General features: G+C 73.3%; 18 protein-coding genes. 8 read left to right on the top strand and 10 right to left on the bottom strand.

Annotated features, from left to right (window positions below; all coding sequences use genetic code 11):
• Positions 1-12: 12 nt before the first annotated feature.
• The 3 genes from OG206_RS21335 to OG206_RS21345 are packed head-to-tail and all read right to left on the bottom strand — an operon-like array spanning position 13 to position 2,071.
• Positions 13-258 (bottom strand): aroma-sacti cluster domain-containing protein, encoded by a 246-nt coding sequence (locus tag OG206_RS21335; protein WP_327118431.1) that lies wholly within the window; start codon positions 256-258, stop codon positions 13-15.
• Complete coding sequence (locus OG206_RS21340; protein WP_327118433.1) at positions 255-989, bottom strand: iron-containing redox enzyme family protein; 735 nt, start codon at positions 987-989, stop codon at positions 255-257. The genes OG206_RS21335 and OG206_RS21340 overlap by 4 nt, the downstream gene beginning before the upstream one ends.
• Positions 986-2,071, bottom strand: coding sequence for a radical SAM protein (locus OG206_RS21345; protein WP_327118435.1), 1,086 nt, complete (start codon positions 2,069-2,071; stop codon positions 986-988). Before OG206_RS21345 ends, OG206_RS21340 begins: the two co-directional genes overlap by 4 nt.
• Positions 2,072-2,431: 360 nt before the next feature.
• Between OG206_RS21345 and OG206_RS21350 the strand changes: the two genes are divergently transcribed.
• The 3 genes from OG206_RS21350 to lanKC all read left to right on the top strand — a co-directional run bounded on the left by OG206_RS21350 (position 2,432) and on the right by lanKC (position 6,872).
• Positions 2,432-2,590 (top strand): hypothetical protein, encoded by a 159-nt coding sequence (locus OG206_RS21350; RefSeq protein WP_327118437.1) that lies wholly within the window; start codon positions 2,432-2,434, stop codon positions 2,588-2,590.
• 253 nt (positions 2,591-2,843) lie between these two features.
• On the top strand, positions 2,844-4,181 hold the full coding sequence (locus OG206_RS21355; RefSeq protein WP_327118439.1) for an MFS transporter: 1,338 nt from the start codon (positions 2,844-2,846) through the stop codon (positions 4,179-4,181).
• 75 nt (positions 4,182-4,256) lie between these two features.
• Complete coding sequence (gene lanKC / locus OG206_RS21360) at positions 4,257-6,872, top strand: class III lanthionine synthetase LanKC (protein ID WP_327118441.1); 2,616 nt, start codon at positions 4,257-4,259, stop codon at positions 6,870-6,872.
• Here the strand turns inward: lanKC and OG206_RS21365 are convergent.
• The 5 genes from OG206_RS21365 to OG206_RS21385 form a co-directional block, all read right to left on the bottom strand.
• The gene (locus OG206_RS21365) at positions 6,859-8,742 is read right to left on the bottom strand and encodes an AfsR/SARP family transcriptional regulator (RefSeq protein WP_327118443.1); all 1,884 of its coding nucleotides are present in this window, start codon (positions 8,740-8,742) and stop codon (positions 6,859-6,861) included. The genes lanKC and OG206_RS21365 overlap by 14 nt on opposite strands.
• Positions 8,743-8,954: 212 nt before the next feature.
• Entirely contained in the window at positions 8,955-11,870 is a 2,916-nt protein-coding gene (locus OG206_RS21370; protein ID WP_327118445.1) for a helix-turn-helix transcriptional regulator, read from the bottom strand.
• A 78-nt stretch (positions 11,871-11,948) separates the two neighbouring features.
• The gene (locus tag OG206_RS21375) at positions 11,949-12,143 is read right to left on the bottom strand and encodes a hypothetical protein (RefSeq protein WP_327118447.1); all 195 of its coding nucleotides are present in this window, start codon (positions 12,141-12,143) and stop codon (positions 11,949-11,951) included.
• The gene (locus OG206_RS21380; RefSeq protein ID WP_327118449.1) at positions 12,140-15,253 is read right to left on the bottom strand and encodes a type 2 lanthipeptide synthetase LanM family protein; all 3,114 of its coding nucleotides are present in this window, start codon (positions 15,251-15,253) and stop codon (positions 12,140-12,142) included. The genes OG206_RS21375 and OG206_RS21380 overlap by 4 nt, the downstream gene beginning before the upstream one ends.
• A gap of 84 nt (positions 15,254-15,337) precedes the next feature.
• Complete coding sequence (locus OG206_RS21385; RefSeq protein WP_327118451.1) at positions 15,338-16,402, bottom strand: LacI family DNA-binding transcriptional regulator; 1,065 nt, start codon at positions 16,400-16,402, stop codon at positions 15,338-15,340.
• A 110-nt stretch (positions 16,403-16,512) separates the two neighbouring features.
• On the opposite strand from OG206_RS21385, the gene OG206_RS21390 reads away from it, so the two are divergent.
• The 4 genes from OG206_RS21390 to OG206_RS21405 all read left to right on the top strand — a co-directional run bounded on the left by OG206_RS21390 (position 16,513) and on the right by OG206_RS21405 (position 21,894).
• Complete coding sequence (locus tag OG206_RS21390; protein ID WP_327118453.1) at positions 16,513-17,664, top strand: Gfo/Idh/MocA family protein; 1,152 nt, start codon at positions 16,513-16,515, stop codon at positions 17,662-17,664.
• On the top strand, positions 17,661-18,803 hold the full coding sequence (locus tag OG206_RS21395; protein ID WP_327118455.1) for a dihydrodipicolinate synthase family protein: 1,143 nt from the start codon (positions 17,661-17,663) through the stop codon (positions 18,801-18,803). The genes OG206_RS21390 and OG206_RS21395 overlap by 4 nt, the downstream gene beginning before the upstream one ends.
• Positions 18,800-19,633 (top strand): sugar phosphate isomerase/epimerase family protein, encoded by an 834-nt coding sequence (locus OG206_RS21400; protein WP_327118457.1) that lies wholly within the window; start codon positions 18,800-18,802, stop codon positions 19,631-19,633. The genes OG206_RS21395 and OG206_RS21400 overlap by 4 nt, the downstream gene beginning before the upstream one ends.
• Before the next feature lie 320 nt (positions 19,634-19,953).
• Complete coding sequence (locus tag OG206_RS21405) at positions 19,954-21,894, top strand: glycosyltransferase family 2 protein (RefSeq protein WP_327118459.1); 1,941 nt, start codon at positions 19,954-19,956, stop codon at positions 21,892-21,894.
• Positions 21,895-21,935: 41 nt separating this feature from the next.
• On the opposite strand, the gene OG206_RS21410 is transcribed toward OG206_RS21405, so the two are convergent.
• Both OG206_RS21410 and OG206_RS21415 read right to left on the bottom strand, forming a co-directional pair.
• Positions 21,936-22,670 carry a class I SAM-dependent methyltransferase gene (locus OG206_RS21410; RefSeq protein ID WP_327118461.1) on the bottom strand — a complete coding sequence of 245 codons (735 nt, stop codon included), beginning with the start codon at positions 22,668-22,670 and terminating at the stop codon, positions 21,936-21,938.
• Positions 22,671-22,941: 271 nt separating this feature from the next.
• Entirely contained in the window at positions 22,942-23,448 is a 507-nt protein-coding gene (locus OG206_RS21415; protein WP_327118463.1) for a DUF6584 family protein, read from the bottom strand.
• A gap of 213 nt (positions 23,449-23,661) precedes the next feature.
• On the opposite strand from OG206_RS21415, the gene recD2 reads away from it, so the two are divergent.
• Complete coding sequence (recD2, locus tag OG206_RS21420; RefSeq protein WP_327118465.1) at positions 23,662-25,893, top strand: SF1B family DNA helicase RecD2; 2,232 nt, start codon at positions 23,662-23,664, stop codon at positions 25,891-25,893.
• The last annotated feature ends 87 nt before the right edge of the window (positions 25,894-25,980 follow it).

Here is a 25,980-nt window from a genome sequence, read left to right on the forward strand (position 1 = left end):
CGCGGGAACCGCTCAGAACAGGGCGCCGCCGGCGATCTCTCCGTGGGCCTGGACCTCGGGTTCCACCGCGTCCAGCCGGCTCTTGATGTCGAGCAGCACGGCGAGCTCCTCCTCCGTGAGCTCGCTGAGCACGAGGCGCTGTTCGTCGGTGAGCATGTCCACCGGCAGGCCGGCCTCGTACAGGGCGTCGGGCAGCGCGGGCCGTTCACCCTCTCCGGGCGCCCGGGGGGTGCCGTTGCCTTCGGATGGTCGGGTCATGGGGTGACTCCCGTCGGTGTGGAGGGTCCGGCCCTCCGTGGCAGCGGTGCCGCCGCGGAGCGCCCGAGCCGGACGAACAGCCGGGTGAGCGCGTCGAGGGAGTGCAGGGCGCTGACCGTCACGTCCGCCTCCTGACCACGGGTCAGCGGCAGCCGGTCCAGCAGCGCGTACAACTCGTCCAGGTGCCCGGTGTCCAGCGCCGCGTGCTCCCGCACGGTTCGCAGTGCGGCCTCCGGCAGGCCGGTCGTCGCGGCGATCCGGGACGTCAGGTCCGCGGCGGGCGCGTAACCCTCCAGCACCGCGATGTAGCCGAGCAGGGCCACCGGATGGTGGTGCTCGACCCAGTAGTACTGGGAGCCCGCGAGCGTGGCGACGACCGGAGAGGGCATCGGCCCGAGCGCGTCCCCCGGCAGCGAGCCCGCCGCCAGGATGTCCTCCAGCAGCCAGGCGTCGTGGCCTTCCTCCTCCCGGATGTGCTCGCGCAGGTAGGCCGCCAGCGGACCGGCCAGCGGGTCTCCGCAGACGTCCAGCAGCGTGGCCCGGTCCAGGGCGCGTTCCATCAGGGGGACGGAGGCCCGCACCACGGCGTGCATGGTGCACAGATAGCGCCGGTAGCGTGGCAGCAGCTCCTCGGCGCGCCACATGTGCTCCATCGCGCGCAGCAGTTCCGCGTCCAGCAGCCGCAGGGTGACCCGCAGCCGGGCCGACGAACTCGGCGCCGGGGCGCTCACCGGGAACCGTCCCCGGCGGGAACACGGGCCACGACGAGGGGTGCGTACGCGGCACAGCCGTGGTGCCGCACGACGCCCACCGGGCCCTCCGCCGCCCCGCGGCGCGCCGCGGTCAGGTCCAGCAGCGCCCCGACGGGACCCGCCGCCACCGAACGGGCCTCGTCGGCGACCCTGTGGTCCGATCCCAGGGCCCGGCAGCCGTGGCAGTACGAGGTGCCGTCGGGAGAGGCCCCGGCGCGCGCGGCCAGATGGGCGGGGCCGACCGTACGGATCATGCGCAGCACCGGTGACTCCAGGGCCCGGCCGCGCACGGTCGCCCAGTCGTCGGTGTCGACGTGCCCGAGGTACAGGTGCGCGGGGGCCGGCCGCAGGTCCACGGTGTCCTGGTTGCAGCAGGCCAGCACCGCGCCGTCGAAGGCGACCACCGGCCAGGCGGCCATCGCGCACGGGGACACCGTGCCGGCCGGCGGACCGGTACGGGCGGGAGCGGCCCAGGAGGCGGCCCGGCCGAACGCCCGCACCTCGTTGACCAGCGAGGGGACCTGGCCGCCGAACTCCGTGTCGACGGCGCGGGTGATGTCGGCGAGGTAGGGGTCGTCGGCACCCGTACCTGTGAGGTGGAAACTCACCGCCACACCCGTCTCCCGGATCCGGTGCACCGCGCGGAACACGTCGGCCCGGGGGATCTCCCGCTCGTGGTGGGCGTCGAGGCTGGCGGAGAAGTGATCCACGCCCCTGACCGCGCGCAGGACCGGCGGCGGGATCTCCCGGGAGCGGGCGAAGAACATGCCGCTGAGCAGCGCCGTACGTGACCCGGCGGCTCTGGCGCGGGCGCTCAGCTCCTCGACGAGCGCGGGCAGCAGCAGCGGTTCCCCACCGGTCAGCATCACCACGTCGGGACGGTTCTCCCGGGTGAACGAGCCGACGAAGCGCACCAGACGGCCCGCGTCCGGTTCCTCCCGCGTCGTCAGGGACGAGCCGGTCGAGCAGTGGGCGCAGCTCAGCGGGCAGCGCCGGGTGAGGCCGAGCAGCAGGCCGGCGGCGGGGAAGGGCCGCCGTCCGACGAGTTCGCCGAGTTCCATGCGGGGCCGCCTCCTTCTCGGGCCGGAGCGTGCGCGCCGAGGGACCGTTTCCCGTGGAGCCACCGGCGTGCGCGGACGTGCACCCAGGCTGCGGGGCGGCGGTTCGGCACCGGTCCACCGATGGTTCGGGAGCGGTATGGGCGCAGCTCGGACGGGGTCCCGGACCCGCCGAGGAAGCCGTGTGCGGCGCACGGAGCCGCTCTGAACTGGGCCGATACCGGAGCCATACCGCCGCCGAAGCGATCGCCAGGCGGGCCGCCCTAACTTTCTCGGCAACGGCAGGCAACGGCCCGCCGCACCGGAAACCCGGCACCTCAGGGCCCCCGGAACCAGTGCAGTCACGAGTGGACGGAGACCACCATGGCCGAGAACACCAAGCCCGCCGCCGACGACAACAACGACGAGACCCCCGAGGTCGAGGCGCACTCCGTACTGGACCTCCAGGAGACGGCCATCGACAAGTCCGTGGCGCCGGGCAGCTGCGTCAGCGTGATCAGCGTCGTCATGGACTCCAACTGACCGGAGAGACACCAGGGCGGCGCCACGGAGGCCGAGGCAGGTCCTCCCGCCGTGGCGCCCGGCCGGCCCGGTGATGTGGGGCGGTTCCGTCGTGACGGAGCCGCCCCGCCGCCGCATGTGGCCGTCACCCGTGTGCGGCGTCCCCTCGCGTGCTCCCGCCCAGCCCTGAGCGAGGGCCGGGTCCCCCTCCGCGGACGGCCCCGAACGGCCCCGCACCTGACACCACGAGCCCGACCAGCACCGGGAGTTCACGATGACCATGCCGCTGCGCGGCAACAGGGATTTCAGGCTGCTCTGGCTGAGCGGCCTCTTCGCGGTTCTGGGCGGGCAGATGACCGCTCTCGCCCTTCCCCTCCTGGTACTCAAGGAGACCGGTTCCGCGGTGCAGGCCGGGGCCGTCGGGACGGTGTCCGTCGGAGCCGTGCTGATCACCATGCTGCCGGGCGGGGTGATGGCGGACCGCGTCGAACGCCGCCGGCTGATGAGGCTCTGCGACGTCGGCAGCCTGACCGTCGTCACCGCCCTCGCCGCCGCCGTGTGGTTCGGGCACGCCCCCATGCCCCTCGTCCTGCTCGTCGCGGCCGCGGGCGCGGTGATCAGCAGCGTCTACGCGCCGGCCGTCTTCGGTCTGATGCGCGCGGTCGTCCCGGCCGACCAGATGGGTACCGCCACCGCACGGCTCCAGGCACGCAGCCAGACGGCCCGGCTCGTCGGACCCCTCGTCGGGGGCGCGCTGTTCGGTGTCCACCCGGCCCTGCCGTTCGCGGCCGAGGCGCTGGGGCTGCTCCTGTCGACCGTCTGCGTGGCCCTCGTACGCACCCGCTCCAAGGCCAGGGCGAAGGCCGGTGCGGTGTTCAGCCGGCGCGAACTCCTGGCGGGCCTCACCTTCCTGTGGGGTCTGCCCTATCTGCGTACGGTCCTCCTCGTGTTCGGGCTGGGCATGAACTTCGCGTTCGGGGCGCTGACCTTCACCGCCCTGACCGCGTTCTCCGACGGGGGCACGTCCGGGGTCGGCGGAGGCTTCGTCATCACCTGTGTCTCCGCCGGGGCACTGTGCGGGGCGCTGCTCGCCCCGCGCATCCGCCCCGACCGGCACTCCCGGCTCCTGATCGTCGCCACCTGCTGGACCTGTGTGGCCGCCGCCGGGGTGATGGCCTGGGTCGGCCGGCCCCTGGTCGCCGGGCTGATGTGCGCGCTCTGCATGTGCCTGTCGACCGTCGCCAGCATCGGCTTCCTCTCGAAGCTCCTCGTCGTCACCCCCGAGGAGAAGGTGGGCCGGGTCCAGAGCGCGGCGGGATTCCTGTCCTCCATGGTCCAGCCGTTCGGGCCGCTGGCCGGGGGCGCGCTGCTGACCGCCTTCGGCGCCCGCTGGGCGTTCGCGCTGACCGGCTGCGTGCTGGCCCTGTCCGCCCTCGTGGTCACGTTCGCCCCCTCGACGCGGGCAGAGCCCTCCCCGCCCCGCGAGGCCGGATCCGCCGACCCGCCGGAGCCGGCCACCGGGCCCAGTCCGGCGGACGGTGACGGTCCTGCGGCCGCGACAGGACCCGACCACACGCCGGCCGCCGCGAGACGTGCCGTCCCCGGGGACTGATCCGGGGGAGAGGTCCCAGCCGCCCCAACGCCACCGTCCGTCCGTCCCACGGGCGTCGAGAAGAGAGAGCCGAGCGTGCCAGGCATCCAGGAAACCCAGCTGTACTGCCTCGCCGACCGTACGTACTTCGACACCCCGGCCCGGCTGCCCGACGAGGAGTCCCGGTACCGGCTCGACACCGATCCGCCTCCGGAGGGCTGGAGCCGCCAGGCCGTGGGCCTGTGGACCTCGCTGGTGCCCGAGGGAGTGAAACCGGCCGAGCAGGGCTGGAAGATCCATGTGTCCACCGTCCCCGGCGAGGCCGAGGCCACCCTCCGCGACACCGCCCGGATCTGCCTCCGCCACCGGGTTCCCTTCAAGTTCCTGCGCAGCGAGAAGGCGTTGCTGCTGATGGCGGACAAACACATGCACCGCAGCGGCGCCGGCAAGTTCGTCGCCGCCTACCCGCCCGACGAGACCGTGTTCGTCGCCCTGGCCGAGGAACTGTCCCAGGCACTGGCGGGACGCAGCGGCCCCTACGTCCTCAGCGACCTGCGGATCGGCGACGCGCCGGTCTACACGCGCTACGGCGCCTTCGTCCCCCGCTGGTGCCGCGACGCCGACGGCCGGCAGGTCCTCGCCCTGCGGGACCCGTCGGGGGAACTGGTCCCGGACGAACGCGGGGTGGTCTTCAGGACGCCCCCATGGGTCGAGGTCCCCGCGGCCCTGCGGCCGCACCTCGCGGCCCGCGCCGCGGCCCGCGACGACACCTTCCCGTACACGGTCACCGAGGCCCTCCAGTTCTCCAACGCGGGCGGGATCTACCTCGCCGAGGACCGGGGGACGGGACGGCGCGTGGTGCTGCGCGAGGCACGTCCGCACTGCGGACTCGACGGTGCGGGCGACGACGCAGTCACCCGCCTGCACCGGGAGCACCGGGCGCTGACGGCGCTGGCCGGACTCGACTGCGTACCCCGGGTGTACGGGGTGCGGGCCGTGTGGGAGCACCACTTCCTGATCGAGGAGCACATCGAGGGGAACACCCTGCTGGAGGAGATCGTCGCCCGCTTCGCCCTCGTGCGCGGGGCGGACACGGCGGACGAACTCGCTCCCTACGTCGCGTGGGCCGAGTCGGTGACCTGTGAACTCTCCCGGGCACTGGAGGCGATCCACGCGCGCGGGCTGCGCTTCGGCGATCTGCACCCCTCCAACATCATCGTCCGGCCCGACGGGCGGATCGCCCTCGTCGACTTCGAGTACGCCACCGCCCTCGACGACGCGGACACTCCGCTGGCCGGCGGCCAGGGCCTCCAGGCCCCGCAGGGCACCCCCGGGACGGAGGCCGACGCCTACGCGCTCTGGGCCACCTGGCTCAGCATGCTGATGCCGGTCATGGAGATGGCCGGACTCGAGCGGGCGAAGGCCCTCACCCTGGAACGCTGGGCCCGACGGCGGTACAGGCTCCCGGCCGGAGCGGGACCCCGCCGGCCCGGACTTCTCCACGGCCTGGACGCCTCGCGACGGCGCGAGGACGAGGTGGCCGCCCTGTTCGACGGGCCGGAGGTGGACTGGGCCGGGATCCGCACCCGCCTGCTGGCCGGGATCCACGCCGGAGCCACACCCGGACGCCCGGACCGGCTCTTCCCGGGCGGCCCCGGCCTCTTCGCCACCGGCGGCACCGACCTCGTGAACGGCGCGGCGGGCGTCCTCTACGCCCTGCACCGGGCCGGAGCCCCCGTCCCCGCGGAATGGACCGACTGGCTCGCCGCGGCCGCGCTGCGCAGGGACCCCGCGGGAGCCGCCGGACTCTACGACGGCCTGCCCGGTGCCGCGCTGGTGCTCTCCCTCCTGGGCCGCCCCGCGCAGGCGCGTGAGGTGTGGGAGCGCGCGACATCCCTCGCACCGGCGACGGCGTCGGCGGATCTGCTCACCGGGCGTGCGGGAATCGCGCTCGCCGCACTCCGCATGGCCCGCGCGGACGGTACGGACGCCGACCCCCGACTGGTCGACAGCGCCCTGCGCACCGCCCGGGACCTGGACCGGCTGGTGCGCGGCGAACAGGTGGACGGCATGCGGCTGCCGGAGTCGGCCGGGCTGCTGCGCGGGCTGAGCGGAGCCGCCCTGCTCCTCCTGGAACTGCACACGCTGACCGGCGAGGAATGGCTGCGCCGCGCCGCCCGCACCGCCCTGGGACGCGAGGCCGGACACCTCGTCGCCATGGACGACGGCTCGCTCCAGGTGAAGGACGGCCGGCGCCATCTGCTCTATCTCGGACAGGGCAGTTCAGGTGTCGCACTGGTCGCCCAGGCGTACACCGCCCGCTACGAGGACGAGGCACTGAGCGCGCTCATCCCGGGCGTGGCCAAGGGCTGCGCCATGGAATTCGTCCGTGAGCCGGGGCTGTTCACCGGGCGCGCGGGTCTCGCGGCCTCAGCCGCCCAGCTCGACCCCGTGACCCGGACGGGGCCCGGCGTCCTGGCCTCCGTACGCAACCTCACCTGGCACCTCGTCGCCGACGGGGACCGGTTGCTCGTCCCGGGTGCGACGCTGCGGCGCTTCTCCGCCGACCTCGGCACGGGGGCAGCGGGTCTGCTGCTCGCCCTGCACTTCCTGTCCGGAGGCCGCGACGGGGGCGCCGCTGGACGGAGCGTCCCCGTCCAGCAGGCCGGGGACGGACTCCCCGGCCTGCTGGACCTCCTCACCCTCGGCTGAGGAGAGGGGAAGCACCGCTCCCGGCGGAGGGGGCCGGCTCCCGTACGCCGGCCCCCTCGGGGCCCGTCTCCTCGCGGACGTACAGACAGAGCAGCCGGGGCACCTCGTACAGCGCGGCGTGTGCGGTGACCTCGCCCGTGGGGGAGGTCACCGCACCGGCGTCGATGAGTGACTCGACCGCGCGTATCGTGCCCCGCTCGTCGCGGTCCAGGGCCGCCATCGCCCGCTCCAGCGTGAAGCCGCCGTCCCACGCGAGCCCCGCGACACGGGCCAGGGCCCCCCGGTCGCGGGCCCCCAGGTCCCGCCAGCCCGCGGCGAGCCGGGAGCGTACGGACACGTCCCCGGCCACCAGTTCGTCCAGGGCCGCCGCCGGGTCGTCGAGCCGGTCCGCGTACTCCGCCAGCGGAAGGTGCCGCAACACCGCGAGCCGCATCCCGCTCACCGCCACCGCCAACGGCAGGCCCCCGCACGCCCGCACGATGCGCACAGCGGCCGCCCGGTCCGAACGCAGCCGGTTTCCGCCGATCAGCGTCCCCAGCAGCTCCAGTGCCTCGTCCTCCCCGGGGGCGGCGAGCGCCGTCCGGTGCACGGCTTCGAGACCGGCGAGCTGCCCGCGGGCGGTGAGCAGCACCGAACTCCGCCCGGACCGGGGCAGCAGCCCGCGCACCGACGCCTCGTCCGCCACGTCGTCCAGCACGATCAGCGCCCGGTGCCGCGACAGCCAGTCCTGCCAGGCGTCCCCGGCCTGCGCGGGGTCCGGCCGGCCGGCACCGCCCACCCCGCACAGCCGCCCCAGCTCGTCCAGCATGTCGTTCCGGGTGCGGGGCACCCCGTCCTCCCGGCGCGCCCGGACATGGACCCGTCCGTCGGGGAAGCAGTCCGCGAGCAGGTGGGCCGCCCGGACGGCCAGGGCCGACTTCCCCACACCGGCCGGGCCGGAGACCACCAGCACGGCACCTTCCGGGCTCCCCGACACGTCGAGCAGCCAGGCCAGTTCGTCCTCCCGGCCGGTGAAGTGCCTGCTGTCCGCGGGCAGTGACACACCGCCCGCCGCGCTCCGGGGCGCGGCGGGCCGGGACGCCCGGCCCTCACCGAGCATCGCCCGATAGAGGCCGGCCATCGCCGGACTGGGTTCCAGGCCCAGCTCCCGGGCGAGCAACTGCCGGTAGTCGTCGTACACCGCCAGCGCCTCCGCCTGACGCCCGGTCTGGTGAAGGGAGTTCATCCACGCCGCCCGCAGCCTCTCCCGGAACGGATGGCGTTCCACGAGGTCCCGCAGGCCGTCCACCGCGACGCCCGCCCGGCCCGTCTCGATCTCGGCCTCGGCCCAGTCCTCGTAGACCGTGAGGCAGCGGGCCTCCAGGCGTTCGGCCTCCTCCGCCACCTCGGCGGAGTCCCTGAGGTCGTGCAGCGGCGGACGTTCCCCCCACAGGTCCAGCGCCTCCCGCAGCAGCCGGGCCGCGGTGCGCAGGTCGCCCCGCTCGGCCGCCGCCCGGCCCGCCCGGGCCAGCGTCCTGAAGCGCAGGGTGTCCAGCTCGCCCTCCTCCACCCGCAGCCGGTAGCCGCCGCAGTCGTGCACCACCCGGTCCCGGTCGTCGCCGTCCACGGAACCGAACAGCGCGCGGGCGGCGCTGACATAGACCTGAAGATTCTTGCGCGCGGTCCGCGGCGGGCCCTCCGGCCACACCACGTCGGTGAGCACATCCACCGGCACGGGGGTGTTGGGCCGTGACAGCAGGGTGGCCAGGACCAGCCTCTGCTTACGCGGTCCGAGCGGCAGCGGCCTGCCGTCGATCACCGCCGAGAGCGGCCCGAGCAGGGAGAAGTACACCGTGCCGGGACCACCGGGGCGGACGGGGGGAAGGGGCATCAGCGGGCCTCCTGGCCGGGGGAGGAGCGACGAGTTGCCGTACTCCGCCGATGCTGCCGCGACGCGGAGCGGTGCACATCCGTGGCCGCCCCGCATCTTCCGGGCGACGCACCCGACCCCCGCCGTCCGTTGCCCCCATGTTGACGGACCGTTCCCCCATCCGGACGGCCGGGTGCGGGCGAGCCGGCCGTCCGGATGGGGGGAACGCACGCTCAGGGCAGGTCGACCACGTACTCCGCGGCGAAGTCGCACAGGGCCGAACGGTTCGCCCGGCCCGTCTTGCTCAGCAGACTGGCCAGGTGCTTCTCCACCGTGCGGGGCGAGATGGACAGCCGCCGGGCGATCTGCTGGTTGCCCGGCCGCTCCGCCAGCAGCACGAACACCTCGTACTCGCGCGGAGTCACCCCGTTGGTGCGCAGTGGCGGAGGGATCCGGTCCCGTCCGTCGCGGTGCTGGGTCACGCTCACCCCCGCCTGCCGCAGTGCCGCCCGGCACGCCGCCGCCGGCGGCTGCACCCCGGCCGAGTGGAAGAACTCCTCGGCGGTGCGCAGCCACACGACCGGCTCGCCCCACCCGTCGGCGAGCGCCGCGTCCGCGACCAGCCGCAGACCGAGATGACGGGCCACCGGGAATGCCTCGGACCGGCCGAGGAAGGACGTCATCCGCCGCGCGGCCCCCGCGGGATCGCCCTCCCTGCCGAGCAGCACCGCCTCCGACAGTTCCAGGAACTGGCGGTTCCATGCGAGGGCGGCACCGGGCGCCCCGGCCACCTCCTCGTACTCCGCGCGCACCGCGTCGCCCGACAGCACCCGCAGCAGCGGGCGCAGCCCGAAGCGGCCGCTCAGGTAGTAGTAGCTGGGGTGGTCGCGCTCCCAGGCCAGGGCGGCGTCCAGCGCGGCCACGGCGGCGGGGCGGTCCTCCTCCAGCAGCGCCCCGATCGCCCCGCAGAATCCCAGGCGCAGGGGCACGAGCGCGGACTGCTCCCCTCCTGCCCTGCGGAACGCGACGAGGGCCCGGTCCGTCTCCCGCCGGCGGCCCCGGTGCGCCGCGGCCGCCGCCCCGGCCAGCAGCAGATAGCGGTGCGCGCCGTGGTTGCCGATCCTGGCGCTCGCCTCCACCGACCGTGCGGTGATCTCCTCCGCCTCGTCCCACCGGGCGCACATCACCGCGTTCATCGCGAGCAGTCCGTCGACGGTCTGCGCCAGCAGCAGGGAGCCCAGCTCCGCCGCGGCCGCCCGCGCCGAGTGCAGGCGGGCCGCGTCACCGGTCCGCATGAAGCCGTTCACCCCCAGACGCACCAAGGCCTCCACCCGCCAGAGCGGCAGGGAGTGCTCGGTGGACAGGGCGAGCATCCGCTCCAGACACGCGTCGGCGGCGTCGAATCCCCGCTCCCGGTGGAGCAGTGCGAGCAACTGCCAGGCCTGGCAGGCCACGACCGGAAGCCCTTCCGCCTCGGCGGTCCCGGCGGCATCGCGCGCGGCCCGTTCGGCCGCCTCCGGCTCCCGGCGGTCCTCCCCGGGGAGCAGGGAGAGGTGACCGTCCACGACGGCGAGCGACGCACGGCGGGCCGGGGACGGCGAGGGGCCGAACAGGTCTCGTGCGGCGCTGATCTGACGGGCTGTGTCCTCGGAGCGCTCCGCCATGACCGCCACCCAGGCGATCTTGATGTGGGCGTCCCCGCGCCGGGCGGCCGCCTCCGTGCGCGCGGGGAGGGGCGGCAGACCGTCGGCCAGGGCCAGAGCCCCGTCGAGGTCGCCGCCCTCGGCCCGGGCCACCGCCAGGGATTCGGTGACGGCTGGGAGATCGGCGTCCGCCGCCAGGGAGAGGGAACGTTCCAGCAGCACCACGGCCGAACCGTGCGAACCCGACGCGAGCATCCGCCGACCCGCCTCGGCGAACTGGAGCGCCGCCCGCGCGCGGTTGCCCGCCGCGAGTTCCAGCGAGGCCACGAGCTGCCGTCGGTCCTCGTCGAGAGGCTCCCCCGACTGCTCGACCGCCACGGCGGCGCGCCGGGCGAGTGCGGCGCGCTCGGCCGGCGCGAGCGAGGAGACCAGCGCCTCGGCGGTCAGGGTGTGGCGGAAGGTGTAGCGGTCGGGGGCCGCCCCGTCGGGTGCGATCACACCGGTCTCGACCGCGGACCGGAGATGGGTGAACAGGGCCCGGTCCTCCAGCCCCGTGACGGTCTGGAGGACCGCCACGGAGAACTGGCCGCCCAGGGTCGCCGCCGTCAGCAGCAGGTCCCGCACCGGCTCGTCCATCCGGTCCAGCCGGTGGGCCCAGCTCCGCAGGATGCGCGACGGGAGGGATCCGTCGGGTCGGCCCGCCGCCTCCCACCCGCTCTCCGTGCGCCGCAGCCTGCCGGTGTCTAGCAGGTCGTCGAGCAGCACCTCGACCAGGTAGGGGTTGCCCGCAGCGCGTTCGACCAGACGCCGCTGGACCTCTTCGGGTATCAGCTCGGGCGGTGTCTCCAGACATGCCCCGGTCAGGGTCCGTACGTCCGCGTCGTCGAGCCCGCGTAACTCCACCACCGTCGCGGTGTGACGCTGCTCGGCGGAGCGCACGAGGTCCAGGGCGGTGCCCTGCTCCGGGCGCAGGGTGCCCAGCAGCAGGACCGGGAGGTCCGCCAGGTTGTCGATGACGTACTCCACGACCGCGACGGTCTCCGTGTCGCAGTCGTGGAGGTCCTCCAGCAGGACCACGCAGCCGCTGTCCCTGCCGAGGACCGACAGCAGCCGCAGCAGGGCCTCCGCCAGTTCGACCACGGTCTCCGTGTACCCGGCCGACGCCCCGCTCCGCCACTCCGGGACCAGCCTGGCCAACGCCGGGTGGTACGGGGTGAGTTCCGGATCGGTCGGTGTGCCCGCCGCACGGAAATGGGACGAGAGGGCCTCCACCAGGGGGCGGAACGGCACGACCAGGCCGGTGGAGCCCGCCCGCCCGCGCAGCACCGGCATGCCCAGCCCGTAGGCACGGTAGGCGCATTCGCCCACCAGCCGGGACTTGCCGATCCCCGCCTCGCCGACGAGGAACAGCGCGCGCCCCGAACGCCGTCGTGCGGCGTCCAGGGCGCTGCTCAGCAGGCCGATCTCCTCGTCACGACCGACGACGACCGGCGAATTCGCACGCATGGCCGCAGGCTACTGGAGCCGTACAGAGTGCGGCAGTAGGCACATTCCCGTCATGACGTGCACGGTGGCGGGGAACGGTCACATCGGGGCGGTGAACGTCGTCCACGGCAGGTCGGGGACGTCGACGTTCCCGTCCGAGGCGCTGAGAAGTCTGCTCCGCAGACCCAGCCCGCCGTTGTTCCCCAGCGATATCCGGCCCGCGGGGTGCTCGAAGGCGCCCTCGTGCGCCACGGTGACGTCCACGTATCCGGCCGACTCGCTGATCTGCGTCATCTCTGCCTCTTCTTCTGGTCGTTGGTCGAGAACGTCATGGGTACGCGGGTCCGGTCGGCCCCCGTGGAGTGGCGCATGAGCAGTGCCGGGCCGATCCGGTCGGGGAACCCCGCCCGCAGCAGCCCGTGTCCGATGCCGGACAGGCCGGTGAGCAGCCCCGGGTGAGATACGTGTCCGGGTGTACCGCAGCGCGACTGCGCCCGGTCGGCGGCGGCCAGCAGCGTGCCGGTCCGGCGCAGCCAGTGCGGGCGCAGCCGGGGCAGGGCGGCGTGAGCGAGGAGTTCGAGGACGCCCAGTTCCCCGTGGCACAGGCTGTCGTCCGCCTGCGGTGCGGCCCGGGCCACGTCACCGGCCTGCTCCGCGAGCCATTCGCGGAGCTCCGGATCGGCCAGGGCCTCGGGGCTGTCGGCGACCGCGAGTGCGACCCCCGTCGTCCCCTCGCACCAGGCCCGGCCGCCGCCCGCCACCCGTACGGCGCCGCGCAGGGCGTCCAGTCCGGCGGTCCGGTGGCGCGTGCCGCCCCCCGCCCCGGCGAACCGCAGCAGTGCCCAGCCGATGCCCGCCGCCCCGTCCGCGAACCCGGCGGACGACGGCGGTGCCGTCTCCACGAGCCTTTCGGCGCACCGCTCGGCGCCGCGCCAAGCCTCGGTCCGGCCGGTGGCGCGGTGAACGGCGAGCAGTGACACCAGCCCCCCGGCCGTGCCGCCGCGCACCCCGAGCCCCTCCTCTGCCGAACTCGCCGCACAGGCCAGCCGCGTGGCGGGCCCCGCCCAGTCCAGTACCCGGCTGTCGTCCAGCAGCGTCCCGACCTCGGTGAGGGCGTACGCGATGCCCCCGAGGCCGGAGAAGGCGCCGGAGCCGAGCACCCCGAGGTCGTCACCACGCAGGTGCAGCGCGTCCAGCAGACCGGGCAGGGGCGCCAGTGCGGCCCGGGCCGCACTGGCGTACCGGGCGGCCCCGGTCAGGGACGCCAGCTGTGCGAGGAACAGCGCGGGCCCGGTGTAGCCGCCCGCGAGGTCGGCCGCCAGCGGCGTGAGACGCCAGTAGCGCTCGCCGAGCAGCTCCAGACCGAGCCAGTTGGCCCGGGTGCCACTGTCGTACGCGAGCGAGACGAGCTGGTCACCCACCGAACGGGCGGCGGACAGCAGCCGCTCCGGTTCCGGGGCGGTGGCCTCGGTCCTGGGTCTCCCGGACCCGGCGGCGGCGTGCGGAGGCTCGGTGGAGGTGCTCACCATGGCGGTGCGGATGATCCGTTCCTGGTCCAGCCGGTCCACGGTGTCCAGGGCCCGGACCTTCGCCTCCACCCGTGCCAGCCCGCTGGGCCCGACGGGCCCCCGCAGCCTGCGCCCGTTGCCGCTCCACACCTCGGTCAGTCCCGGACGCGTCGTGAACACGGGGACGTCGCCCTGCCACAGTTCCGCGATCTCCTCGTCCTCCAGGCCGGCGAGCGCGGGGGTGCCCAGGGCGCCGGTGCGCAGGAGCGCGAACACCTGCTGGCGCTCGGCGGCGTCCCGCATCAGATCCGGGTGGGTGGACTCGTGCAGCAGGGTGGCGTACGTCCAGGTCGGCCTCGGGACGAAACGGGTCTCGTCGTCCGCGAAGAGGCGCAACAGGCCGCGTGGGCCGAGCAGTTCGTCACGCGAGTCGCTGACGGCGGTGTAGGCGGTGCGGAAACCGTCGCACAGGGCGTCGGTGAACCGGAAGGGATCGGCCGGAGCCCCGTCGAGGGTGGGGCGGTTGGCCGAATCGCCGAACCGTCCGGTGGCGCGCACCAGGTGCATGGTGTCGGTGCCCGCCGCAGCCCAGGAGGCCGTCTCCAGCGGTGAGGAGGCGGCCCTGCCGCCACCGACGGCGGACATGTCCAGCGCGGTGGTGTCCCCGACCAGCAGTTGCGGGAGCAGCCCGACACGGTGCACCGAGCTGTACAGGGCGCGGGCGGCCGGATCGGCGGGCGGGACCTGGGTCAGCGGCGGATGGAACAGCGTCTCCACATCGACCAGGACGGGATGCGCCCCGCAGGCGATGAGGTTCTCGTGATGCAGGTCCGTGCCGTCCAGGACGTGCAGGAGGGCCAGCAGCGCACCCAGGCGCCGGTAGAAGAGCGTGGTCCCGGACGCCGAGCGGCAGGGGGCGTCCTCGATGAACTCGGCCCAGCCGTACGCGCCCCGGTCCAGGACCCGGGGCGCGCGCAGACCGGGCGTCCCCTCCAAGGAGTTGAACCATTGCACCAGGGTGTCGAAGTGCCGGTGCGCGGCGAGCGGGCGCGGCTTGTAGACCAGACGGGCGCCGTCGGCGAACCGCAGCAGCATCACCGACCGGCCTCCGCGGTGGCTGTCGCCCGTACCTGCCTCGACCTCGGTCAGGGTGTGCGGCCCGTAGTCGGTGAGCCGGGCCGTGCCCCGGTCCCCGAGCACCGCGGAGGAAGCGAGGGGTCCCCCGTCCGCCGCGAGCCGGCCGAGCATCTCGGCGAACGCGTCCGCCGCGTTCATGGCCGCCCGCGCGAGGATCCTGGCGAGGACCGGGTAGGCGGTGACCAGCGAGGTGAGGCCCGCCCGGCTCGCGGTCAGCCGCAGGAAATCCCGGAAGCGCTCACGCGGCCCGGAGCCCGTCAGCCTGCCCGCGATCCGCGCGTCGTGCAGTTCCGACACGAGGGTCCGGGCGGCCAGCACGGCCAGGCGCCGTTCGACGTCGCGCCGGAAGCCGTCCACCACACCGGCGGAGCAGGAGCCCGGTCCCGGCCGCCTGCCGGCGTCCCCGGACATCGCGGACACCATCCGGTCGGCCGCCCGGGCCGCGAACGGGGCGACGACCAGGACGAAGCCGGTCAGTTCCGGGTAGGCCCGGTCCGCGATCCGTGCCGAGCGCGGCGCCCGGCCGACCGCCTCACGGGCGAAACCGGCCCACTCGGGTTCGTCTGCCGGGCGCGGTCCGACCGTGCCGGGAACCCACCAGGGTTCGCCGTGCTCCTGGAATCCGAAGAGGCCGGCGGTGTCCGGTACCGGGGCGTGGTCCTCGCCGTCCGACGGCGCCGTACCGCTGATCGCTTCCCTCTCCACCACCGCGTTCACCTCCCCGGTCCAGGGAGGCCCCAGCGGTTCTCCCGTGCCCATCCTGGAGGGCGCGAGGTTCCCGCACATGGGGGAGTCGCCCCCATCTTTCGGGGTGCGACGGCCGGACGGTACGGGAGTACCAGGTCAGCGGGAAGGCGGTGCCGTCGATCCGCGTTCCATGACTTCGGCCTCGATGGTCACGATGCCCCCGGGCGGCGGGGTCTCCTTGCCCATCGCCAGCCGTCCTGCGCGCGCCCCGGCCTCGTAGAGGGGGAGCCGTACGGTCGTCAGCGCGGGTACGGCGTCGACCGAGAACGGCAGGTCGTCGAAGCCGGCCACCGAGACGTCCTCGGGGATGCGGAGCCCCCGGTCCCGGAGGGCGGCGCAGGCACCCAGTGCCACCGTGTCGTTGGCGGCGACCACCGCCGTGATGCCGGGCTCGCGGCGCAGGAGTTCGAGTGTGGCGTCGTAGCCGGAGCTCCTGTCGTACGGGCCGTGCACGGTGACGTTCTCCTCGTCGCCGTACAGCCCCGCCGCCTTCATGGCCTCGCGATGGCCCTCCAGCCGGTGCCGGGTCGTGGTGCGCTCCAGCGGGCCGGCGACGTAACCGACGCGCCGGTGCCCCAGGGCGATCAGATGCTCGGTCAGGCGCCTGGCCCCGCCCCGGTTGTCGAAGGCCAGCGCGGCGAGCACGGCGTCGCCCTCCTGGAGCGGCGGCCGTCCGCAGAGGACGACCCTGGTCCCGGCGTCCGCGAGCTTCGTGAGTTTCGCCGTCATCGCGGCCTGGTGGGCGGGGTCCTCCAGCGCGCCGCCGGTGAGGACGACGGCGGCGGCCCGCTGGCGCTGGAGCAGTGTCAGATAGGTGAGTTCGCGCTCGGGGGATCCGCCGGTGTTGCAGACGACGGCGAGTTTCTCCCCGCCCGCCCGTCCGGACCCGTCGCCGGGCCCGCCGATCTGGCTCTGCGCCGCCCCGGCCATGATCCCGAAGAACGGGTCGGCGATGTCGTTGACCAGGATGCCCACGAGGTCGGACGTGGCGGCGGCGAGTGAACTGGCGGGGCCGTTCAGCACGTAGTCCAGGTCGTCCACCGCGCGCAGGACCCGTTCCCGGGTGGACGACGCCACCGGGTAGTTGCCGTTCAGGACACGGGACACGGTGGCCGGGGACACCCGGGCGCGGGCCGCGACGTCCGCCAGGGTGACTGTCATGGCTCTCCTCCGAGGAGTTGTGAAGCGGCCCCTCTTGTCCGGGCCGCTGTCGGCAGGCTAGCGTCATACCGTATAGAAAGCGCTTGCTACGGCTGCATGGAGGAACATTCGTGACACGCAGGACAGTGCGCATCGCCATGAACGGCGTCACGGGACGCATGGGATACCGGCAGCACCTGGTGCGCTCGATCCTCGCGATCCGGGAGCAGGGCGGCCTCGACCTCGGCGACGGCGACGTGCTGTGGCCCGAGCCCGTGCTCGTCGGCCGCCGCGCCCACGCGCTGGAGGCGCTCGCGGCCCGGCACGGTCTGACCGAGTGGTCCACGGACCTCGACGCGGTCCTCGCCGACGAATCCGTCGACCTCTACTTCGACGCCCAGGTCACCTCCGCCCGCGTCGACGCGATCAAGAAGGCGATCGCCGCCGGCAAGCACGTCTACACCGAGAAGCCCACCGCCACCGACGTCGAGGGAGCCCTGGAACTCGCCCGCCTCGCCCGTGACGCCGGCATCAAGCACGGCGTCGTCCAGGACAAGATCTTCCTGCCGGGCCTGCTCAAGCTGAAGCGCCTCATCGACGGCGGATTCTTCGGCGAGATCCTTTCCGTGCGGGGCGAGTTCGGCTACTGGGTCTTCGAAGGCGACTGGCAGGACGCCCAGCGCCCCTCCTGGAACTACCGCGCGGAAGACGGCGGCGGCATCGTCGTCGACATGTTCCCGCACTGGGAGTACGTCCTGCACGAGCTGTTCGGCCAGGTCACGAGCGTCTCGGCGCTTGTGCGGACGCACATCCCGCAGCGCTGGGACGAACAGGGCAAGCCCTACGCCGCCACCGCCGACGACGCCGCCTACGGCACCTTCCAGCTCGCGGGCGGCGCCGTCGCCCAGATCAACTCCTCCTGGGCCGTGCGCGTCAACCGCGACGAACTCGTCGAGTTCCAGGTCGACGGCACCCACGGCTCCGCCGTCGCCGGGCTGCGCAGCTGCCGCGTCCAGCACCGCTCCGCCACGCCCAAGCCGGTCTGGAACCCTGACCTGCCGGTCACCGAGCCCTTCCGCGACCAGTGGCAGGAGGTCCCGGACAACACGGTGTTCGACAACGGCTTCAAGGCCCAGTGGGAACTCTTCCTGCGCCACGTCGTCCTCGACGAGCCCTACACCTGGGACCTCATGGCCGGCGCCCGCGGCGTCCAGCTCGCCGAACTCGGCCTCAGGTCGTCGGCCGAGGGCCGCCGCTTCGACGTACCGGAGCTGAGCCTGTGACCATCCAGCTCCCGCACGGTCCGTACGAACCCCGGACGATTCCGCTCGACCTGAAGCCGTCCGGCGCGCCGCTCGCCTCCCGCACGGTGTTCTCCGCCGCGCACGTCGTGGCCGACCCGTACGCGGACGTCGCCCCCGGCGACCCCGCCGCCGTCGACTGGGACGCCACCCTCGCCTTCCGCCGCCACCTCTGGTCACACGGCCTGGGGGTCGCCGAGGCCATGGACACCGCCCAGCGCGGCATGGGCCTGGACTGGGCCGGGGCCGCCGAACTCATCCGCCGCTCCGCCGCCGAGGCCAAGGCCGTGGGCGGGAGGATCGCCTGCGGTGTGGGCACCGACCAGCTCACGGGCCCGGCAACCCTGCCCGAGGTGCGCGCGGCGTACGAGGAGCAGCTCGCCCTGGTCGAGGAGAGCGGCGCGCAGCCCATCCTGATGGCCTCCCGCGCACTCGCCGCCGCGGCGGACGGCCCCGAGGACTACCTGGAGGCGTACGCCCACCTCCTGCGCCAGGCCACCGAGCCGGTCGTCCTGCACTGGCTCGGCCCCATGTTCGACCCGGCTCTGGACGGGTACTGGGGCAGCACGGACCTCGACGCCGCCACCGACACCTTCCTCAAGGTCATCGCGGAGCACCCGGACAAGATCGACGGCATCAAGGTCTCGCTCCTGGACGCCGAGCGGGAGGTCGGCGTCCGCCGTCGTCTCCCCGGCGGGGTGCGCTGCTACACCGGTGACGACTTCAACTACCCCGAGCTGATCGCGGGCGACGACCGGGGCTTCAGCCACGCGCTGCTCGGCATCTTCGACCCGCTCGGCCCGCTGGCCGCACACGCGGTGCGGATCCTGGACACCGGGGACGTACAGGGGTTCCGGGATCTCCTCGATCCCACGGTCGAGCTGTCCCGCCACCTCTTCCGGGCGCCGACCCGCTTCTACAAGACGGGCGTGGTGTTCCTCGCCTGGCTCGCGGGCCACCAGGACCACTTCACGATGGTCGGCGGCCTGCAGTCGGCCCGTTCGCTGCCGCACCTGGCGACGGCGTACGAACTGGCCGACCGGCTGGGCCTGTTCCCCGACCCGGGGCTGGCCGAGTCCCGCATGCGCGCGCTGCTGGCCGTCCACGGAGGTGGCCGATGAGCACCGCCCTGTCCCGCCTGTCCGTCAACCAGGAGACGGTCCGGCAGCTCTCCCTGCCGGACCTCGTCGAGGCCTGCACCGCGTCCGGGATCGGACAGGTGGGCCTCTGGCGGGCCCCCGTGCAGGCGTACGGGGTGGAGCGCGCGGGGAAGCTGTTCAGGGAGGCGGGCCTCGCCGTCACCAGCCTCTGCCGGGGCGGCTTCCTCACCGCGACCGACCCCGCCGAGCGTGCCCGCGCCCTGCGGGACAACCGGGCGGCGATCGACGAGGCCGCCGGCGTGGGCACCGACACCCTGGTCCTCGTCTCGGGCGGACTCCCGGACGGGCAGAAGGACCTGCACGCCGCCCGGGAGCGGATCGCCGACGCACTGGCCGAACTCGCGCCGTACGCACAGGAACGCGGCGTGCGGCTCGCCATCGAACCGCTGCACCCGATGTTCGCGTCGGACCGCTGCGTCGTCTCCACCCTGTCCCAGGCGCTGGACCTCGCCGAGCGGTTCCCCGCCGAGCAGGTCGGCGTGGTGGTCGACGCGTACCACGTCTGGTGGGACGACACGGCGCCCGCGCAGATCGCGCGGGCCGGTGCGGGCGGCCGGATCCACTCCTTCCAGCTCGCCGACTGGATCACTCCGCTTCCGGCCGGAGTCCTTGTGGGCCGAGGTCAGCTGGGGGACGGCTGCGTGGACTTCCGTGCGCTCCGCGCCCAGGTGGAGGCGGCCGGGTTCGACGGACCGATCGAGGTCGAGATCTTCAATGAGAGTCTGTGGGCCCGCGACGGCGCCGAGGTGGTCGCGGAAGTCGCCGCGCGTTACACGGATCATGCCTGCTGAGAGCCCTGCCGGACGCCTTGGGTAAAGAGACGGTCAAGGCGTACAACTATTCCGCGCCTTCCCCTGTCGTACTCAGCGTCGGGACTTCCGGGGAGGGGTCCGGGGGGATTCGGGAAGCCCGACGGAGGGGGAAAGCGAGGGGGGTCCGGCCTGGCGGCCGGGCCCCATTCCGCTTTCGCGAGGCGCCCGTGCGACACCTCGCGAGGCGTTACGTGAGCCGTCCGGGGCTCGTCGGAACGGAACCGGTCCCGGCCCCCGCCGCTCGGTCCTGCGACGGGCGGCCCGGACGCCCCGCGCCCGCACACACGAAGGTCCATGGAATGCCCAGACTCAAAGTCAGCGTGATCGTGCCCGTCCACAACACCGGGAAATACGTCGACGAGTGCGCCCCGTCGCTGCTCGGGCAGAGCCTTCCGGCCGACGAGTACGAGGTCATCTACGTCGACGACGGCTCCACGGACGACACCCTGGCACGGCTGGAGAAGCTCGCGGCGGCACACCGCCACGTCCACGTGCACACCCAGCCCAACTCCGGCTGGCCGGGCGCGCCGCGCAACCTCGGCATGGCGCACGCCAAGGGCGAGTACGTGCAGTTCGTCGACCACGACGACATGCTCGGACCCGAGGCCCTCGAGCGGCTGTACGAGCACGCGACACGCAACCGGGCCGACGTGGTGATCGGCAAGATGTCCAGCACGATGGTGCGGCCCCGGCGGCTGTTCCGGCACACGCTGGACAACTGCACCATCGAGAACGACGAACTCATGCAGAGCATGTCGCCGCACAAGATGTTCCGTCGTGCCTTCGTCGAGCAGCACGGACTGCGCTTCCCCGAGGGCCCGTGGATCATGGAGGACCTGGCCTTCGTCACCGCCGCCTATCTGAAGGCGGAACGGATATCGGTCCTTGCCGACTACCCCTGCTACTACTGGATGAAGCGGGACGACGGTGGCAACAACACCCGTCACCGGTTCAATCCACGGCACGGATTCTGGCCCAATCTCCGTACCGTCATCGGCTTGATCAAGGACGGCACGGACCCCTCCGACGACATCGACGCGTTGCAGAACCGGCTCCTCCACCGCCTCTACCACGTCGAGGTCCTGTCCAGGGCCCGCGAGCCCGAGATCCTGCGCGAGGACCCGGCCGAGCAGCGCCGGCGATTCGACACGGCCCGCGAGGTGGCGCTGGAGGAGTTCCCGGCCGCCGTACGGCGTGGGCTGCCCGCGGTGAGCGGTCTGCGGGCCGAGCTGCTCGAACGCGGCGCCTTCGACGGTGCGTCCGCGTTCGCGGAGCACGTCAGCGCCGTGTCCGTCCGCAGCACGCTCGGCACCCCGTACTGGCAGGACGGCTGCCTCGTGGCCGACATCATGCTGGAACTGCTGCGCGGTGACGGAGAGCCGATGGTCCTGACCGAACGCGACGGGACGTGGTGGCTCGACCCGGAGCTGCTGACCGGCGTGACGGGGGCCGAGGACGGATGGGAGGTCCGCGACCCGTTCCGGATGGCGTACGCGGAACTGGTCGTCAAGGACCGGGACCGGGAGGACTGGTGGTACCCGGAAGGCGACCTGGAGGTGCGGCTGCAGCCGGCGGGGGAGGGCAGGTCCCTGCTCCGCGCCTCCGGGCGACTGCGCCTCGACCCGCAGCGGCTGGCCGGCGGACAGCGGCTCGAGCGCGGGGTGTACGACGTGTGGGCTTTCGTCAACCTGCTGGGCATCGACCGGATGGTCCGCGTGACCGGGCAGGGCGCTCCCAGCGGGCCGGCGGCGGGCCCGGCGCTTCTCGACGGAGGGCTCGGGCTCCCGTACTGGACCACCGGCCGCGGTCAGCTCGCCCTCGACATGGACCAGCGCCTGCGCGGACTCGGCCCCGACACGGCCGGTGCCTCGGCAGCGAACGCCGGGCGGGGGGAGCTGACGCTCCCGCTGCCGTACATCGCCGCGGTGCCCGGAGCCCCGGCCCGCGTCAAGGTCACCGTGGCCGCCCTGAAGGTCACCGCCGAAGTGGTCCCCGACCCTGAGGGGCCGACGGCGCTGCTGCGCCTCCCCGCCCGTCTGAAGCTGCCGGACGGACGCCATCCGGTCACCCTGCCGAAGGCGGCCGCGCCGGTCGCGTACGCCGTGGTCCGCGGCGGCACACTGCTCCGGCTGGAGGGCCCGGCCTACGAGGCGGGCACCGGGCGCCGGATCCTCGACACGGTCGCCGACAACCGTCAGGTCCGGCGCGTACGGCGACGGCTGCCCGGCCGGGCGCGCTGAGGGGGCGGGCGCCCCGGCCCCGCGCCGCCCGCCGAGGTGGATCAGGACGTCCGGTACGGCTTCCGGAAGAGTGCGGTCCAGAGGAAGTCCTTGCCGAAGAGGGGGGAGCCGGCCGGCTCGTCCCGCATCCGCCGGAGTTCGATCTCCTCCAGGTCGGCGAAGATCCAGCGCAGCTCCTCGGGCGTGTAGGCGAGGCCGCCGAGCAGGCCCGCCTCGCCGTAGAAGGCCGCGTCGGGCAGTTCGGACCCCATCGCACCGGAGGCGAAGCAGCCGAGGACGAGGTGTCCGCCCGGAACGAGGTTGCGTTCCAGGAACCCCAGGTAGCTGACGCGGCGGTGGGGCGGCAGGTGGTGGAAGCAGCCGGAGTCGTGGATCAGGTCGTACGGCCCGGCCGGCGCCCCCTCGGCGAAGGCGTCACCGCAGTGGAACCGGACATCCGCTCCCGCCTCGACGGCTCGTTCGCGGGCCCAGGCGATGGCGCCGGGCGACAGGTCGACCGCGTCGACGTCGAAGCCCCGCGAGGCGAGGAACAGCGCGTTGCGCCCCGGGCCGCAGCCGAGATCGAGGGCGCGCCCCGGCGTGATCAGGGCCCTGTCGAGACAGGAGACGAGATTCTCGTCGGGCTTCGCCACGAAGAAGGGCACAGGCTTCGACCTGTCCGCGTAGAAGCCGTCCCACCAGGCCCCCGCCCCTTGCGTCCACCGGTCGGCCTCCGGCGCGAACAGGCTGTCCATGAGCTTCAGGACGTCGTCCACCGAGCGTATGTTCCGGTCCATTCGGAACCCCCTTCCAGACAGCGCAAGCATAGTCGCGTGGAGGGTATAAGCCCAGGTCAAAGGGTGTTTTAAGCGGCTCGGGGGGGAGGTGTGAGCACCCTTCGGTCCGCGGGTGAGGTCCTGGGTCCGGGTGCCGGTGATCTCCCCCGCAGGGGCCCTTCGCGGGCCGCTACGGGGTGCCGCAGGGCGGCGCACGGCCGCCTTTCTCCACGACCTCGGGAGCCGTCCCGAACGCCGGGGATCCGACCCGCCGGGCCCGGTGCCCGGCGGGTCAGTCGAAGAGGCCGACCAGTCCGTTCACCCAGATCGCGAGGAACACGAGCGTGACGGCCAGGCATCCCAGGGCGGCCAGGGACTGCCCGAAGGAGCCGTCGTCCGCGGTGCCGTTCCCGGTGTCCGGGAGGGTGTCCCAGTCGAGAGCCCGGCCCGCGGAGGCGCTCGCCGAGCGCCGTGCGGATGCCAGCTCCCCCACGGCGAAGGCCGAACCCGCGGCCGCCTCCGGTCCACGCCAGGCCAGGGCCCTCATCCGGCGCACGGGATCGGTGTACCGCGCGTCGAAGGCGGCGGTCTCGTCGGCGGAGCGGTCCTGCTCCAGGTACATCCAGCGTCCGGCCTCGGCGGGGTCGCCGTACAGCCGGTACACCTCGGCCAGCCGGCGGCGCAGTGTGTGGTCGTGCGGGAAGGACGAGACCAGCCCGCGCAGCCGCTGTCGTGCCATCGGTATGCGCCCGGCGGCGAGGTCGCCGTCGACGCGCGCCAGGGTGTCGGTCAGTGCCATGGCTGCATCATCGGTGCGGGCCCTCCCGCGAGTCGACCGGATTTGAGGCGCCGCCCGCCCCGTGCGGAGCGACGCCCGTCCCTCCCGGCGCGGGCCGAACGTCCCCGTGCCGTAAGGGACGTTCGGCATGCCTCCGGCCGGAAGGACGGCAGTGCGAGGCGGCTCCGAGGTGAGCGGGGGCAGACTGTCGGTGGCAGCCGGTAGCGTCGTCCCATGTCCAACACGGCCGTGCTCGAAGGTGTCCTGGAGCGGATCACCTACGCCAACGAGGAGAACGGCTACACCGTCGCCCGCGTCGACACCGGCCGCGGGGCCGGCGACCTGCTCACCGTCGTCGGCTCGCTGCTCGGTGCCCAGCCCGGTGAGTCCCTGCGGATGGAGGGGCGTTGGGGCACCCATCCGCAGTTCGGCAGGCAGTTCCAGGTCGACAACTACACGACGGTCCTCCCGGCCACCATCCAGGGCATCCGCCGTTACCTCGGGTCGGGCCTGATCAAGGGCATCGGCCCCGTCATGGCCGACCGCATCACCACCCACTTCGGCGTGGACACCCTCGACATCATCGAGCAGCAGCCGAAACGCCTGGTCGAGGTGCCGGGTCTCGGCCCGAAACGCACGAAGATGATCGCCGCGGCGTGGGAGGAGCAGAAGGCGATCAAGGAGGTCATGGTCTTCCTCCAGACCGTCGGTGTGTCCACCTCCATCGCGGTCCGCATCTACAAGAAGTACGAGGACGCGTCGATCTCCGTCGTGAAGAACCAGCCCTACCGGCTGGCCGCCGACGTCTGGGGCATCGGCTTCCTCACCGCCGACCGCATCGCCCAGGCCGTCGGCATCCCTCACGACAGCCCCGAGCGGGTCAAGGCCGGACTCCAGTACGCGCTGTCGCAGTCCACCGACCAGGGGCACTGCTTCCTGCCCGAGGAGCGGCTGATCGCGGACGGGGTCAAGCTCCTCCAGGTGGACACCGGGCTCGTCATCGACTGCCTCGCCGAACTCGCCGAGGACCCGGAAGGTGTCGTGCGCGAGAGGGTGCCGGGGCCCGAGGACGGGCAGCCCGTCACAGCCGTGTACCTGGTGCCGTTCCACCGCGCCGAGATCTCCCTCGCGGCCCAGGTGCAGCGCCTGCTGCGTACACCGGAGGACCGGATGCGGGCGTTCCAGGACGTCGACTGGGACAAGGCGCTGACCTGGCTCGCCCGGCGTACGGGCGCGACGCTCGCCCCCGAGCAGGAGGCTGCCGTCCGGCTCGCGCTCAGCAGGAAGGTCGCCGTGCTCACCGGCGGCCCCGGCTGCGGGAAGTCGTTCACCGTCCGCTCCGTGGTCGAGCTGGCCCGCGCCCGGAACGCGAAGGTGGTGCTGGCCGCTCCCACCGGGCGGGCGGCGAAGCGGCTGTCCGAGCTGACCGGCGCCGAGGCGTCCACCGTGCACCGGCTCCTGGAATTGAAGCCCGGCGGGGACGCCGCCTACGACCGGGAACGGCCGCTGGACGCCGACCTGGTCGTCGTCGACGAGGCGTCGATGCTGGATCTGCTGCTCGCCAACAAGCTCGTCAAGGCGGTGGCACCCGGTGCCCATCTCCTGCTGGTCGGCGATGTGGACCAGCTTCCCTCGGTCGGCGCGGGGGAGGTGCTGCGGGATCTGCTCGCCGAGGGCGGGCCCGTCCCCGCCGTCCGGCTGACGACCATCTTCCGGCAGGCCCAGAAGTCCGGCGTCGTGACCAACGCCCACCGGATCAACTCCGGGGTGCCGCCCCTGACCCAGGGGCTGGACGACTTCTTCCTGTTCGTCGAGGACGAGACGGAGGACGCCGGCGTACTCGCCGTCGATGTCGCCGCCCGCCGCATCCCCGCCAGGTTCGGTCTGAACCCACGCCGTGACGTACAGGTCCTCGCCCCGATGCACCGCGGCCCGGCAGGCGCCGGCCATCTCAACGGGCTGCTCCAGCAGGCCATCACCCCCGGACGCCCGGACCTGCCCGAGAAGCGGTTCGGAGGGCGGGTCTTCCGGGTAGGCGACAAGGTGACACAGATCAGAAACAACTATGACAAAGGGGAGAACGGTGTATTCAACGGCACGGTCGGCATCGTCACCGCCCTCGACCCGGACGAGCAGAGGCTGACGGTCCTGACGGACGAGGACGAGGAGATCGTCTACGACTTCGACGAACTGGACGAGCTGGCCCACGCCTATGCGATGACGATCCACCGCTCGCAGGGCAGCGAGTACCCGGCGGTGGTCGTTCCCGTCACGACCAGCGCCTGGATGATGCTGCAGCGGAACCTGCTGTACACCGCGGTGACCAGGGCCAAGAGGCTTGTCGTGCTGGTCGGTTCACGGAAGGCCATCGGTCAGGCGGTCCGCACCGTTTCCGCAGGCAGACGCTGTACGGCACTGGATTTCCGGCTTCGGAGCGATACGGCCGGAGACTTCCCGGAAAAATGATCGATCAAAACGGTGGGAAACATCACTGAGCTCTTCCGGAACCGGGGTCCAGGGGGCAGGATGAGAAAGTTGACGGCACTCAGTGCC

The sequence above is a fragment of the Streptomyces sp. NBC_01341 genome, from assembly GCF_035946055.1.
Classification (GTDB): Bacteria; Actinomycetota; Actinomycetes; order Streptomycetales; family Streptomycetaceae; genus Streptomyces.